Raw genomic sequence first — 13,613 nt, 5'->3', positions numbered from 1 at the left:
CGCACGACGGCGGAGCTCAAGCGGGTAACGGGAAGGTCGTGCCATGACTCGATCCTTTCACGAAATCGAGTCTCCATTCGAGCCGGGGCGATTCACTGATGAGTAGCTCACGCCTCTTCCCCAGCATGCCAGCACACGGCCAGAACAGAGTCTCAGTGGCCGATTCAAAGCCCCGCGATGACAGGTCAGGTCGAACGCGTCGCGGGGCACGCTGGCGAGCATTGCCGCGCGGTCGGTGGAGTCTTGAAGGCCGAGTCAAGCTACGAACGGTCTTGAAAACCGTCGTGGCAGCGATGTCACCGTGGGTTCAAATCCCACACCCACCGCAGATGAACGGCCCCTGACCAGGCAAATCGGTCGGGGCCGTTCTCATGTGCGTTGTCCGTCAATCACCGTGGTTCCCCGTCAGTTACCGGTCGAACGGGCACGGCAGGGGCACGGGCACCTTCTGATCCGTAGCTCTAAAGAGATCGGCCATTGAAGGTCGTACAGGCTTCCGGGAAGACCATGAGGGCCGATGCTGGGCGCCGCCGGTTGCTGGGGTCGCTGTACTTCGCTGCTGTACCGCACCGCGTTCCACCGAGACCTCTTCACGGCCAGCCGTCCACCGTTTCCAGCGAGTCCCTGCCGTCGTCACTCAACGTAACGGCCAAACGCACCCTTGGCCGAGACATCGCGGCAAAATGCGCGAAAATGGCTGAAGAGGCTGTTTTGGTACTTGCCAGGGAGTCTCAGATGGACGCCTCGGACGAACTCCTTCGAGGGGCTGCCCCGGCGGCTCTTCTGACGCTGGACGGTGCCATCGGCTGCCTCAACGCTGCGATGGCCACCGCGCTGGGCAGGTCGGCGGAGCAGTGCCTGGGACGTGACTTCGGTGATCTGTGGCCCGCAAGCCAGCGGATGTCGGCCGAGAGCCTCGTGGCCCACGCCGCCAGGACGAAGACGGTCGCGATGCGGGTGCTGGACTTCCCCGGGCGAGGCGCAGCACCCGTTGCCTGCTTGATCGAGGCGCGGCAAGTGAAGGATCCCGCAAGTGACGAGCGGCTGGTCTGGGTGCACGCCCTGGATGCGGGGAACGACCTGGCCAGCCTGTTGATCCCGTTCCGGCTGGCCACCACGGCCGCCGACCTCGGGCTGTGGATGTATTCGCCCCATGAGGAACAGTTGGAGTGGCTCGGTGGCGCACCCGCCGTGTCCGCGCTCTTCCCGGATCCCACTGCGTCACTGTCCAGGGTGATGTCGGCAGTGCACCCTGACGACCGGGAGGCCTTCCGGCAGCTGGTGCGCTCGGCCTCCCCCCAGTCCCCCTGGGTGAGGCTGCGGTACCTCACCCAGCACGATGGCTGGCACCAACTGGCCGCTTACACCCGGCGGATCCAGTTGGGCTATGGCGGCCCCGAGCGGATCTTCGGGGTGGTCCGCGACGACACCAAGCAGGAGAAACGAAGGGAGAAGGCGCAGGCGGCGCTTACTGCCGAGCGACAGCGTGCCAAAGACATCGCCGACTTCTCCTCCGCCTTGATCACTGCAGCCACGGAGCAGGAAATGCAGCAGGTTGTCCTGACCCGGCTCGCCGCAACCTTCGGCGCCGGCGGCGCCCTGCTCGCGCTCGTCGACGACGGCCGCCTGCGTGTCTCCACCGATGCCGGGATAGCCGTGTGGGAGGTCGACGTCCTGCACGGCATGTCGCTGGACTATCCGAGCGCGCTGCCTGAAGCGATCCGCACCGGCAAGTCTTACTTCATCCTCGGCCGGGAGGATTACATCCGCCGTTGGCCGCACGGGGTTGAATTTCCGTGGCTCGCCCGGCTCGGCTCCGACTACGCCGTCTCGGTCATGCCCCTCATCGAGCCTGGCAATCAGCCGCTCGGGGGATGGCTGGTGTTCTACGGCAGCGGACACCGGCCGTCCTTGGACGAGCGGACCCTCGTGGGTACGCTGGCCGACCTGGCAGGCCAGGCACTGAGGCGCATCAGGTTGCAGCAGGCACGAGTCGAGCTGGCCACGGCGCTGCAGCAGACCATGCTCCCCAGGCTGCCCGAGCACCTCGCGGGCCTGGAGGTCGCCGCCCGCTACCGACCGAGCCGGGACGGGCTGGACATCGGCGGAGACTGGTACGACGCCTTCGCCATGCCCGACGGCACGGTCGCAATGGAGATCGGCGACGCCCAGGGGCATGACGTGGACGCTGCCGCAGCCATGGGACAGGTACGCGCCTCCATACGTGCGATCGCCGCCCACGAGCCGGATCCCGCGACCGTGCTGACGCGCATCAACGATTTGCTCGTCTCGATGGGCGCGGATCGATTCGCCAGCTGCACCATGCTGCATCTCGACCCGCGCGACGGACAGGTCACCGGCGCAAGCGCCGGCCACGTGCCGCTGCTGTACGCGCGCAAGGACGGCAGCCACAGCATCCGCGAGCTGCCGGGCGGGCCGGTCCTGGGAGTCGTGCCCGGTACCGAGTACCGCGAGGAGACCTTCACCCTGGACGAGGACAGCGCGCTGGTCATGGTCACCGACGGCTTGGTCGAAGGACCGGGCCTCACCTTGGAAGCCGGACTGGAACGGGCCGGAACCCTGGCCGGCGCGGCACTCCACGACGGACTGGACGCCGAGGAGACCGCCGACCGCATCCTCGACGCCGCGGTCGCGGTGGACCACCTCGACGACGTCGCCGTACTGGTCATCCGACGTACATGACTGCCTCAAGCTGGCGCGGGCGCCATCAATCGGTCGATGACGACGCCCACGCTGGCACAGGCTTTGAGATCTGGCCTCATCCTTATCAGGTCGGTCACACACCGCTGCTGGGCCAGGAGATGCAGCCGCTTCACCGGCCTCGCCAGTCGTCGGTGATCGGCCGTAACCGCCGGTGTTTGCTGCTGTTGGTGTCAGGCGCTGGTGTCAAGAGAAGCGCCGGGCTCACTGGCGCCACGAGGACGACCTCGCCAGATGCGCGCCGGAAGATTGGCCGTACGGAGTGGACCGACGACGAGTACCTCCTCTATGTGAACGCCAGGGAGGGTTCCTGCCTCTGGGAGATCCTGGCGGACCGTACGCAGAGCGAGGACGAGAAGCTATGGGAGGAATACATCCCGGTCTTCTCCCGACTCATCGTGCGCGGGCAACGCCTCGGGTTCCTCAAGGTTCGCCGAGGAGCCGAGTGGCCGGCAGCTTACGTCGGCGATGACGTTCCGACCGATCAGGTAGCCGCCCTCGTACAGGACCCAGCCAGCTGGAAGTACGAGGAGAAGCCGACCATCTTCATCGCGGTGACAGTCGGGGACCGACCAATCACGGAACTGGAGGAGGACATGGGGGAATCTCCATGGACCAGCCACTCCGACCAACGGTCTTGAAAACCGTCGTGGCGGCGACGTCACCGTGGGTTCAAATCCCACACCCACCGCATCTCAATGGGCCCCTGACCAGCCAACTTGGTCAGGGGCCGTTCTCATGAGCGTTGTCCGTCAGCGACCGCTGTTCCCTCCTGTTTTCCCGACCGGACGGGCACGGGGAGGGCACGGATACTTCTGATCCGTAGCTCCAGTCAGATCGGCAGCGAGGGTCATACCCGCGTCGCTTCGAGGCTCAGAGGGACGGTAGGGGACGGGGACGGCTGCTGGGGTTGCGGTACGGCACTGCTGTACAGCTACGTTTCTACCGTGGACGTGAACGAGTTTCTGTCACAACCGCTGGTTGCGAGGGTAGCGAACAACGGTCCTGAGGTTCGGCCCGTGTGGTTCATCTGGGAGGAGGGTGCCTTCTGGTGGCTGACCGGTTCCTACTCCCGGATGGAGCAGATCCTTGTCGAGGACCCGCGTGCGGCGCTGGTCGTCGACACCTGCGAGCTGGCGACAAGCGAAGTGTTTGCTGTGACTTGCCAGGGCACGGCGCAGATAGTGTCGCTTGACCGGGCCAGGGCGGTGCGGAAGTTGACCCGGTACCTCGGCCCTGAGCACCTATGGCCAGTGCGTTTCTCCGCTCCACTGGATGACCCCGCAACGAAGATGGTTCGGTTCACACCCGACCGCCCGCTTCGACTACGAGACCGATCCTGGTGACCACACAGAAAGACAGGCAGGCAGACTTCAGTGCCTGAATCCGGACTGAGCTCAGGATCAGTGCTTGAAAGCCGCATTGCGGGAGATCGCGCGTGCCTGCTGAGCTGCGGGGGGCGCTGCCGCGTGTCTCCTGGTTTGTCGCCGTGATTCGCCGTTACTCGCCCGTGGCGACCGGCCGTTTGGGGACGTGAAGGGCACGCACGACACCCCTCACTGGTCAAACTCACCGAGCCAGCCTTCGGGGAATAGAGGCGCAGGTATCAGTACCGCGAAAGCGATCTGAGCCATGACCTGGAACACGAGCGGCTCCGACGCGCTGCTTGCCGACAGGGGCCACGCGCAAAGCATCAGCGTGGTCACCGTTGTGGAGGTGAACGAGCTTCCCGGCGACGTGCACGGTGTCGCCCGCGCGGAACGCTCCGGTGTACGCGCCCAGGTAGGAGCGCAGGTGTGTGATGCGGCGGGCGAAGCGGCCCGGTTCGTCCACGGTGGCGGAGAGGATGGTGGTGACCGCGATGCCGTACAGCGCGGGCGTGGCCAGGCCCTGGTCGTGGTCGGTAATCCGGGCTAGCAGGGTGACGTCGCCGATCTCCTTGGCGGTCATGCGGACGAAGGCGGGATCGTCCTCGTCGCGCAACGGTTCGCAGTTGATGTGGGCGTCGGCGGTGAGGGGATGCCCTGGGGCACCGCGCGCAGCCCACGACCCTCCGACGTGCCGGTGCCCCGGTGGGCTCCTCCCACCGGGGCACCAGGCGTGTTCGCTGTCACTATGGGTCAGTCCCACCAGAACCGCCAGGTGGTGGACGCTGCCTGGCCGTCGCCGACGATTGTCGCATCGCCAAGATCGGGACAGTACGCGTACTGCTCCACGGCGGCCTCGGCTCGCTCCAACGGCTCTTGGGGAGGCCGGCCGACGACCAGTTCCAAGCCGTGATGAATCGCCGAAGTAGAACTCCGCGTCGTACCGCTCGTGCCAACCGCGCAGCACCGCGACATGATCGGAAGGCAGCAGCAGCCGGTCAGGATGGCCTGACCAGTTCGGCGTCTGCACCAACCGAGGGAAAAGCGCGGGGAGCTCGTAACCAGCCTTCGCCTCGACGAAGTTCAGCCACAGCGGATCCTGCCCCGACCCGCCGGCCGTCCACGCGGGCTCCGGCACCGGCGCAGGTTGCACCGTCAGCTCCGACGCGACCGCTCACGCAGCGAGCCGATGGAGGACATCATCCAGGTCGGCACGATCGGCCTCATCAAGGCGATCGACCGCTTCGAGCTCAGCCGGGGCGTCGAGTTCCCGACCTTCGCGATGCCGACCATAGTCGGCGAGATCAAGCGCTTCTTCCCGTGCGCCGTTGGCCCCACATCACGCCCAGGGACACGCCGGCGGCCCGTCCCAGCAGATCGTGGATGGCGACGTCCACCGCGCTCTTGGCGAGCGGGGCGCGTCCTGGACCACTGCCCCGAACTCGCCGACTCCGCCGGACACATCCGCGACTTCGCAAAGATCACGACCAGGCTCGATCGTGAACAGCTCCCCGCCTGGATCGCCACGGCCGACGAAGCCGCCCTCCCCTCCCTCCGCAGCTTCGCCCGGAACCTCCGCAACGACCTCCCAGCCGTGATCCAGGGCCTCAGCACCCCCTGGAACTCCGGCATCGTCGAGGGCAGAGTCACGGACATCAAGGCGATCAAGCGCCGAACGGCAGGCCGGGCCGGCTTCCCACTCCTCCGGAAACGTGTCCTGCTCGTGGCCGCCAGCCGTCGACCACAAAGTGTCACTGCAGCGACGGCCTCATGATCGGCCTCACCCCGGCCGGTCTCGGCTACCAGCGGTGGTGGACCTGCCCCCGGATGCGCCGGTCGTACAGCTCGCGCACGGCCCCCAGCGTCGCGCCCGACAGCAGTGGCAGCTCCGCGGCTGCTGCATTCGCACGGGCCTGCTCCGGGGAGCGGGCGCCCGGGATCACCGTGGTCACGCCGGGCTGCTGGATGATCCACCGCAGGGCGGTCTGCGCCGAGGTGGCGCCCTGGGGTGCCAGCTCCGCGAACTCCGCCGCCGCCTCGACGCCGGTCTCGAAGTCGACGCCCGAGAACGTCTCGCCCCGGTCGAAGACCTCGCCGTACCGGTTGTAGGCACGGTGGTCGTCCTGCTGGAACACCGTGTCCTTGGTGTACTTGCCGGACAGCAGCCCCGACGCCAGCGGCACCCGCGCGATGATCCCCACCCCCGCCTCGGCGGCCGCCGGAAGCACCTCCTCCAATGGCCGCAGCCGGAAGGGGTTGAGGACGATCTGCACGCTCGCCGTACCCGGCCGGGCGATCGCCGTCAGCGCCTCCTCGCATGTCCTCACGCTCACCGCAAACGCCGCGATCCGCTCCTCCGCGACCAGCGTGTCCAGCCCGTCGAACACCTCGTCGGCGGAGTACACCGGCGTCGGCGGGCAGTGGAGCTGCACCAGGTCCAGCGTGTCCACGCCCAGGTTGGCCCGGGAACGGTCGGTCCAGGCGCGGAAGTTCTCCAGCGTGTAGCTGGCCGGCAGCTGCTCCGACCGACGCCCCATCTTCGTGGCCACGAACACCCCGGCATCCGGGCGTTCTTGCAGGTAGCCGCCGATCAGCTGCTCGCTGCGACCGTCGCCGTACTCATCTGCCGTGTCGAAGAATGTCACGCCCTGGGCGACCGACGCGTCCAGCACGGCGAAGGCGTCCTCCGCGCGCACATCACCCCACCCCTCCCCCAGCTGCCAGGTCCCGAGTCCGACAACGGACACCTTGCGGCCCGTCCTGCCCAATACGCGCTGCTCCATACGGCAATCCTTTAGGGAAGGGGTGGGGTTGGGGATCAAACCACCATCGGTGCCGCCGCAACCCCCATGACCAGCGAGTAGAGCGTGTCGTTCGCCGTGATGAAGAGGCGGTTCCGCCTCTGGCCACCGAAGCGGATGTTGGAGACCTTGTTGGGCACCAGGATGCGGCCGAGCAGGGTTCCGTCGGGGGCGTAGCAGTGCACTCCGTCGTCCATGGCCGCGGCCCAGAGGTGGCCCCGGTCGTCGAAGCGGAGGTTGTCGAAGCGGGCGCCCTCACGGGCCTTGACGAAGATCCTGCCGTCGGACAGGGTGCCGTCCTCGTGTACGTCGAAGACCCGGATGAAGCCTGCCCGGGTGTCGGACACGTACAGCTCGCTCTCGTCGGCCGAGAAAACCAGGCCATTGGGCGCGTCGAAGCAGTCGGCGACCAGCTGCACTTCGCCCGTGGCCGGATCGATGCGGTAGACGTTGTTGGCGCCGATCTCGCTCTCGCCGCGCACGCCTTCGTAGTCGCTGGTGATCCCGAAGTCCGGGTCCGAGAACCAGATCGAGCCGTCGGACTTCACGGCCGCGTCGTTCGGGCTGTTGAGCCGCTTGCCCTGGTAGCGGTCGGCGAGCACGGTGAGCGAGCCGTCGTGCTCGGTGCGGGTGACCCGGCGATTGCCCTGCTCGCAGGTGATCAGACGGCCCTCGCGGTCCAGGGTGTTGCCGTTGGAGTGCCCCGCGGGCGAGCGGAAGAGGCTGACCGCTCCGGTCGCCTCATCCCAGCGCAGCATCCGGTCATTGGGGATGTCGCTCCAGATCAGCTGGCGCCAGGCCGGTATGTACAGCGGCCCCTCCGCCCAGCGGGAGCCCACGTGGAGCGTCTCCAGTTGCAGATCACCCGCGGCGCACTTCTCCGTACGGAACCTGTCGTCGAGTACTTCGTAAAACGCGGGGCGGCCGGTGGCCATGTCCGTTCTCCTTCAGTCGTTCTGCGCTCCAAGCACTGAACAGCATCCTGCCAGAACCGAGTATGACAGGATGCCATATGGCAAGACTAGGCGTTATATGAAGCTGGTTTAGGAGAGACCGTCATGGACGATGTGGACCGGAAGCTGCTGAACCTGCTGCAGGAGGACGCCACCCAGGCGTACGCCGCCCTGGGCAAGGCCATCGGACTCTCCGCGGGCGCGGCCCATGAACGAGTGCGCAAGCTGCGCGAGTCAGGGGTGATCCGCCGTACAACGGTCGAGGTGGACCCCGCCGCGGTCGGCGGCGGCGTGCTGGCCTTCGTCATGGTCGACTCGTCCGCCTGGATGGGCGACGCCGGCGAGTACTTCGCGGCGATCCCCGAGCTGCAGGAGGCCCACATCATCGCGGGCAGCGCATCGGTCCTCGTCAAGGTCAGGACCGGGACGACCGAACAACTCCAGGACGTACTACGGCGGTTGTACGAGATCGAAGGCGTCAGCGGCACCCAGGCGACGGTGGCCCTGGAGACGTTCTTCGAAAGGCCGGTGTCGACGGGAGTCTGAAGCACCCATGTACCGCTATCAGGCCAGCAAGAGCGAGCATCGCGGCCCGGGTGACGGAGCGTCACCGGCGCACAGAGGCATCTGCCCGTTCACGGAAATCTCGGCAGGGCCCTGTGGCGACCCATAGCTGGCCATCGGGGGTCCGAACTGCATGGCCGAGTCTGATTCGGGAGGCCGACGTGCTCCGGCCCCCGTGCTGCTGTGCAGCGCGGGGACCGAAGGGGGCCGTCCCTGCTCCGACTCAGGTCACTGGATTCCGGTGGCTCTGGTCACCATGCGTTGATGACCGGCGCGTCGGGTTCGTACTGCCGCCAGGCCTCGTTGAGGCGCGCGAGCCGGTCCGCGGCGGCGATGCCACGCAGGGACGCGACCTTGCCGTCGCTGACTTCGAACGCCACGGCGCCCACGACCCGGTCATCGACCACGGCCAGGACGGCCGGGGAGCCGTTGACCAGCGCGATATGGATCGCGGGCGAGCCGCCGGCCAGCCGTCGCTTCGCCGGCGTGGGCTTGAAGCCGGCCCGCACGTAGGAGGCGACCCGCTCGCGCGTCTTGTACCGCAGCAGCCGCTTGGCCAGTCCGGCGCCGTCCGAGACCGCCGTCACGTCGTCGGTGAGCAGTGCCACCAGCCGTTCGGTGCGCCCTGACGTGGCGGCGGCGAGGAACTCCTCGACGACCCGGCGCGCGGATGCGGGGTCGGCCTCGCCGCCGCGGCGGCGCTCGGCGGCGACCCGGATCCGGGCCCGGTGGACATGCTGCTGGCTCGCGGACTCGGTGATGTCGAGGATCCCGGCGATCTCGGCGTGGCTGTACGAGAAGGCCTCACGCAGGACGTAGACAGCCCGCTCGACCGGCGAGAGGCGCTCTATGAGGGTCAGTACGGCCAAGGACACCGATTCGCGCTGCTCGAAGGTGTCGGCCGGGCCGAGCATCGGGTCGCCCTCGAGGAGCGGCTCGGGCAGCCAGGCACCGGCCGCTCGCTCGTGGCGCGCCTGCGCCGAGCGGAGCCGGTCGAGGCAGAGATTGGTGACGACCTTGGTCAGCCACGCTTCCGGCACCTCGACCTGTTCGCGGTCTGCGGCCTGCCAGCGCAGGAACGTGTCCTGCACGGCGTCCTCGGCGTCGGCGGCCGAGCCGAGCAGACGGTACGCGAGCGAGGCCAGCCGACCCCGGCTGGCCTCGAACCGATCGATGGCTGCGCTGTCCATGCGGAGCAGCCTATGCGGCGACCCTCACACCGGCCCGGTCAGGCGCGGTGGCCAGGCGGCGCTTGCGCTTGGGCATGCCGAAGGTCGGGTGGGCGATGCCCCACCCGGCCCCCTTGAGCACGCCCGACTTGAGCCGCGCGGCGGTCCGGCCGCCCAGGTACCAGGACTTCGACCGGACGTCCCCGTCCACCATCTGGAAGATAGCGTCCCGCCGCCCGAGGCTGATGTGGTTGCCGTGGTACTTCAGCCCGGTGGTCGGGACCTCGCTGCCCGTCAGGCGCGCGATGATCGCGGCGGTCGCCTGCATGTTGGTGAAGCCGGCCGAGGCGCAGGACATCGGCAGCGGCTGGCCGTTCTCGCCGATCGCGTAGGCGCAGTCACCGGCGGCGTAGACGTCCGGGTGCGAGACCGAGCGCATGGTGCGGTCGACGACGATCTGGCCGTTTTCGGCGACCTCCAGGCCGCTGGCGGCCGCGATGGGTTGCACGGCGAACCCGGCCGACCACACGGTCACGTCGGCCGGGATGGACCTACCGTCGGCGGCGATCGCTCGTGTCGGCTCGACGGCTTCGATGCCGGTGTGCTCGTGGACGGTGATGCCGAGCCGGTCGAAGGCCTGGCGCAGGTGACGGCGGGCCTTCGGGGAGAGCCAGGCGCCCAGCTCGCCGCGGGCGGCGAGCGCGACCGAGAGGTCGGGCCGGGACTCGGCGAACTCGGTGGAGGTCTCGATGCCGGTCAGACCCTCACCGACGACCAGCACGGTGCCGCCCTCGTCCAGGCCGGCCAGGCGCTCGCGCAGACGCAGCGCCGAGGACCGACCGGTCACATCGAAGGCATACTCGGCCACGCCGGGGACGCCATGGTGGGCCACGGAGCTGCCGAGCGTGTAGAGAAGCGTGTCGTACGCGAGCTCGCCATCGCCGTCCTCGCCGGTCACGGCGACAGTCCTGCGCTCGGGGTCGACGCCGGTGACGCGCGCCAGGCGCAGCCGCACCCCGGTGCCCGCGAATACGTCGGCGAGCTTGCGGAACGCGAGGTCTTGGCCGATCGCGAGCTGGTGGAGCCGCATCCGCTCAACGAAGTCGGGCACGGCGTTGACGACGGTGATCTCGGTGTCGGCGGGGGAGAGCCGGCGGGCCAGGTTTCCAGCGGCGAAGGCCCCGGCATATCCAGCGCCGAGTACGACGATGCGGTGCTTCATGGCTTTGCTCCTGTCTCGTTCGCGTGCCCCTTGAACGAGACGGCGCCCCGATTGCTGACAGGAGCCGGGTGTGACGCGGGTCACTGAACCAAGACGAGTGGCTGAGCCTCCGACAGACGTTGGGGCCTGTCTTGGGCAGTCGAAACGGGGCGATGGCCAGATACGGATCGAGATGGCCAACTATCGGTCGGCGTCACGGCAAGGCAGCGAAGCTGTTCGTCAGCGAGCTGGTCACCAACGCCGTCCGCCACGGCACCGGACCGATCGACCTGCGTGTGACCCGGCACCAGGTCCTCACCGTCGAAGTATCGGATACCGGCACCTGCTCCCCGCGTCCGCGTAACGCGAGCCCTTCCAACGAGAACGGCCGCGGCCTCGCCATCGTCTCCCAGCTGTCCCGCCGATGGGGCACCCGCCCAACACCGAGCGGCAAGGTCATCTGGGCCGAGGCGGACCTTGCCCACGCATCCGGCCGCTGATCGATTGCCCGTCGGCGCGCCGACGTCAAGCACGTGAGGTGACCGATCCCGGCACCACTGGACACTGGGGAGGCCGTCTCATCGCGGAGGACCGTGTCAATCTTTGAGCCCGCGGGCCAGATCCGTGCCAGATCCAGCGGTCAGCCGCGGTCAATCGAGGGCGACCACGGGGCCCGCACGCTCGCAACGGCAGTCCCGGCGTCCTGACGGGACGAGGTGGGCAGATGCATCAGAGATCACCGCCAGGCTTACACAGCAGTGATCAGTGCGAACACCCTCGCTGGACACATCCACTCGTCATCGGAGGGTGCATCCGAGCGCCGCTCAACGGCGTTCAGAAACCGGTCGATAGATGAACTCCGGAGTGCAAAATTTACTTGCCCCTTGCGATCATGCCTGGGGGCGGTGGCGGAGATCACCGCCGCCGAGCCCGGCCATTGCGACTTACCCCAGCCCTGACGGGCGTCAGGAGTCAACCAGGGCGCCGATCAGCTTCCGATCGCGCCGTCGGGCGCCGCGCGTACGACGGGATCGACGCAGCGGGTCCGATGCCGGGGACGGATCGGTTCCGTGCGACTCCGCTCCGTGGGGAAGGGGATCTCGCGCACGACGCCGCGCACGCACCGCCGCCATCCGGTTCCGCCGGCCACACATCCGCCACAACACGGATCGCACTGCGCACATCCTCGTCACGAACCCCACACATCTCGATCAGATGTTGGCTAGTATCTGGCCACGCCGAACCAACGCCGTCGGGCCCAACGTGCCGACGGGACACAGCAGTTCGAGGGGGAGGAACTCCATGAAGGCCGTCACACGAGCCGTGGTTCTCACGATCGCCACCACCGCCGTCGTCGCCCTGGGAAGCACCGGCACCGCTCATGCCCTGCAGCGCACCTGCGCCGTCAACGGCGCCTACTGGTGGCTGCCGGACACCTGTCACACATACAGCGTCGCCGCCAACCCGTCCGGCCACTTCGTCGACATCGGCATCTGGCCGTACCAGGGGTGCAAGTTCAGCTGGAAGGTGCGCGACATCGCCAACAACGTGGTCGTGCGTGCCGGCCAGACCGGCAACCACAACGAACGCATCTACGGCCTCTACGGCTACTACAAACTCGAAGCCACCAAGATAGGCAACGGCTGCGGCGGCGACGTCAGCATCGACAACACCTGACCGCTTCGCGCGACGACGTCGTGCACGACCGAGGTGGAGTGCGCACACGGAAGGGTGCGCTCTCCGCCTCGGGGAACCGCGGCTCCGGCTCACCGGGACCGCAACGTGCCGTGCTTCGACAGCATCTGGTGGGTGTCCGCCCAAGGCTCCACGGACAACTCCAGGAACGCGAGGACGACTGGTAGCCCCCGCCGTGGCGGGGGCAGGACACACGCCGCTCCTATCTCGCGTTCCGGCGGCGCTCGTGTCCAGGGCCGCGTCAGCTGTGGTGGCGACCGCGGCCCCCTGCGCGCGGATGGCACACCCGCCCCCGTCGCCTCCCCGACAGGACCCAGCGGTCTCGGTCGGCCGCGCCTCAAAGACCGACCGAGACCCCCTACCCAAGGACGCATCCACCAGGTAACAGGAGCACCCGGACTCAGTGAGCCACGACGTACAGGCATTGCGCGTGGCGAGGCGAGCGTGAGCACGTCTCCGAAGCCGGAGCGTCGGCACGCACCGGCTGGGGCCGGATCGAGTCCAGGCTCGGTCACCAGGGAGTGAGTGACCATGCATAAGCCGGGCCTGTGACGCCTCTCGGTACGGGAGACAACGTCGATGAGCTGACCGGGCGAGCTCAGTGGCGGGCTGCGTAACGGATCCAGGCATCGATGTGGACCTGGAGCGTGGTCGGGGGCGCCCTGGCTCACGCAAACGACCCCGGCAACAGCCGTCACGGTGGTGCCACTCATCCACATCCCCAGACGTCGTGGAGCCGACGAAGGCGGCCAGGAACGCGAAGAGTCCGCCCCGTCTCCCTCACGCGATCGCCCGCCTGGAGAAAAGCGGCTGAGTGGGCCGGGGCCTCTGCTCTGCCGCTGAGCGGGGCCAGTTCGCGATACTCACCGACGAGGGTGTGGCGGTCTGCGGCGCACGCCGCCGGGCCGTGTGACCGCCGTGCGCCAGGCGCTGTTCTAGCGGCTGGCCCATCCGAGCAGCAGAGACCCTCGACGAGAACATGGAGATCGTCGCCGAGGGTCTTCATCTGGAGGATCTTCATCTGAACGAAGCGGGTGTGCACCTGCCCTGGCTCCGCTGAGCCGCTCATTCAGGAAGCCGGGACAGGTCCCGCGGATCCGTGGCTGCACGGCGTCCCTCAACGCCCCCACGACAGGTTTCCT

General features: G+C 67.9%; 12 protein-coding genes, 2 tRNA genes and 1 pseudogene. 9 read left to right on the top strand and 6 right to left on the bottom strand.

The genetic code is table 11. From position 1 onward, the window contains the following. The first annotated feature begins 228 nt into the window (after positions 1–228). The 4 genes from ABT078_RS18050 (at position 229) to ABT078_RS18035 (ending at position 4,067) form a co-directional block, all read left to right on the top strand. Positions 229–328: transfer RNA gene (locus ABT078_RS18050), tRNA-OTHER, on the top strand. Between the two features lie 407 nt (positions 329–735). After that, positions 736–2,703: a SpoIIE family protein phosphatase gene (locus ABT078_RS18045; RefSeq protein ID WP_351228721.1), complete on the top strand. Its 1,968-nt coding sequence runs from the start codon at positions 736–738 to the stop codon at positions 2,701–2,703. A 609-nt stretch (positions 2,704–3,312) separates the two neighbouring features. After that, positions 3,313–3,409: transfer RNA gene (locus ABT078_RS18040), tRNA-Ser, on the top strand. Positions 3,410–3,668: 259 nt separating this feature from the next. Next, complete coding sequence (locus tag ABT078_RS18035; protein WP_351228719.1) at positions 3,669–4,067, top strand: pyridoxamine 5'-phosphate oxidase family protein; 399 nt, start codon at positions 3,669–3,671, stop codon at positions 4,065–4,067. Positions 4,068–4,290: 223 nt separating this feature from the next. On the opposite strand, the gene ABT078_RS18030 is transcribed toward ABT078_RS18035, so the two are convergent. Both ABT078_RS18030 and ABT078_RS18025 read right to left on the bottom strand, forming a co-directional pair. Next, complete coding sequence (locus ABT078_RS18030) at positions 4,291–4,704, bottom strand: hypothetical protein (RefSeq protein ID WP_351228717.1); 414 nt, start codon at positions 4,702–4,704, stop codon at positions 4,291–4,293. A 137-nt stretch (positions 4,705–4,841) separates the two neighbouring features. Beyond that, the gene (locus ABT078_RS18025) at positions 4,842–4,994 is read right to left on the bottom strand and encodes a DUF4253 domain-containing protein (RefSeq protein WP_351228715.1); all 153 of its coding nucleotides are present in this window, start codon (positions 4,992–4,994) and stop codon (positions 4,842–4,844) included. Between the two features lie 118 nt (positions 4,995–5,112). Between ABT078_RS18025 and ABT078_RS18020 the strand changes: the two are divergent. Both ABT078_RS18020 and ABT078_RS18015 read left to right on the top strand, forming a co-directional pair. Then, positions 5,113–5,406: pseudogene (locus tag ABT078_RS18020) on the top strand (sigma factor); the annotation flags it as partial. Continuing rightward, positions 5,380–5,862 carry a transposase gene (locus ABT078_RS18015; RefSeq protein ID WP_351228731.1) on the top strand — a complete coding sequence of 161 codons (483 nt, stop codon included), beginning with the start codon at positions 5,380–5,382 and terminating at the stop codon, positions 5,860–5,862. The pseudogene ABT078_RS18020 and the gene ABT078_RS18015, both read left to right, overlap by 27 nt. 25 nt (positions 5,863–5,887) lie before the next feature. Here the strand turns inward: ABT078_RS18015 and ABT078_RS18010 are convergent, their stop codons facing one another. Both ABT078_RS18010 and ABT078_RS18005 read right to left on the bottom strand, forming a co-directional pair. After that, positions 5,888–6,871, bottom strand: coding sequence for an aldo/keto reductase (locus ABT078_RS18010; protein WP_351228713.1), 984 nt, complete (start codon positions 6,869–6,871; stop codon positions 5,888–5,890). A 35-nt stretch (positions 6,872–6,906) separates the two neighbouring features. Then, positions 6,907–7,824, bottom strand: coding sequence for an SMP-30/gluconolactonase/LRE family protein (locus ABT078_RS18005; RefSeq protein ID WP_351228712.1), 918 nt, complete (start codon positions 7,822–7,824; stop codon positions 6,907–6,909). Between the two features lie 123 nt (positions 7,825–7,947). Between ABT078_RS18005 and ABT078_RS18000 the strand changes: the two genes are divergently transcribed. After that, positions 7,948–8,388: an Lrp/AsnC family transcriptional regulator gene (locus tag ABT078_RS18000; RefSeq protein ID WP_351228710.1), complete on the top strand. Its 441-nt coding sequence runs from the start codon at positions 7,948–7,950 to the stop codon at positions 8,386–8,388. Positions 8,389–8,657: 269 nt separating this feature from the next. Here the strand turns inward: ABT078_RS18000 and ABT078_RS17995 are convergent, their stop codons facing one another. Beyond that, positions 8,658–9,596 (bottom strand): sigma-70 family RNA polymerase sigma factor, encoded by a 939-nt coding sequence (locus ABT078_RS17995; protein ID WP_351228708.1) that lies wholly within the window; start codon positions 9,594–9,596, stop codon positions 8,658–8,660. Between the two features lie 10 nt (positions 9,597–9,606). Beyond that, the gene (locus tag ABT078_RS17990) at positions 9,607–10,797 is read right to left on the bottom strand and encodes an NAD(P)/FAD-dependent oxidoreductase (protein ID WP_351228706.1); all 1,191 of its coding nucleotides are present in this window, start codon (positions 10,795–10,797) and stop codon (positions 9,607–9,609) included. Between the two features lie 152 nt (positions 10,798–10,949). Here ABT078_RS17990 and ABT078_RS17985 point away from each other — a divergent pair, with 152 nt between their 5' ends. Beyond that, a complete protein-coding gene (locus tag ABT078_RS17985; protein WP_351228704.1) occupies positions 10,950–11,276 on the top strand; it encodes an ATP-binding protein in 327 nt (108 codons plus the stop codon). A gap of 802 nt (positions 11,277–12,078) precedes the next feature. Then, positions 12,079–12,453, top strand: coding sequence for a hypothetical protein (locus ABT078_RS17980; protein ID WP_351228702.1), 375 nt, complete (start codon positions 12,079–12,081; stop codon positions 12,451–12,453). Positions 12,454–13,613 lie beyond the last annotated feature (1,160 nt).

It is taken from the genome of Streptomyces sp. NPDC002133 (assembly GCF_040296405.1).
Lineage (GTDB): Bacteria > Actinomycetota > Actinomycetes > Streptomycetales > Streptomycetaceae > Streptomyces.
This window is presented reverse-complemented; position numbering and strand designations above follow the sequence as displayed.

Bases quoted from the DNA above. Each gene is read 5' to 3' on its own strand.
- ABT078_RS18045 (WP_351228721.1), top strand. From the start codon at position 736: ATGGACGCCTCGGACGAACTCCTTCGAGGGGCTGCCCCGGCGGCTCTT.
- ABT078_RS18010 (WP_351228713.1), bottom strand. From the start codon at position 6,871: ATGGAGCAGCGCGTATTGGGCAGGACGGGCCGCAAGGTGTCCGTTGTC.
- ABT078_RS18005 (WP_351228712.1), bottom strand. From the start codon at position 7,824: ATGGCCACCGGCCGCCCCGCGTTTTACGAAGTACTCGACGACAGGTTC.
- ABT078_RS18000 (WP_351228710.1), top strand. From the start codon at position 7,948: ATGGACGATGTGGACCGGAAGCTGCTGAACCTGCTGCAGGAGGACGCC.
- ABT078_RS17995 (WP_351228708.1), bottom strand. From the start codon at position 9,596: ATGGACAGCGCAGCCATCGATCGGTTCGAGGCCAGCCGGGGTCGGCTG.
- ABT078_RS17990 (WP_351228706.1), bottom strand. From the start codon at position 10,797: ATGAAGCACCGCATCGTCGTACTCGGCGCTGGATATGCCGGGGCCTTC.
- ABT078_RS17985 (WP_351228704.1), top strand. From the start codon at position 10,950: ATGGCCAGATACGGATCGAGATGGCCAACTATCGGTCGGCGTCACGGC.
- ABT078_RS17980 (WP_351228702.1), top strand. From the start codon at position 12,079: ATGAAGGCCGTCACACGAGCCGTGGTTCTCACGATCGCCACCACCGCC.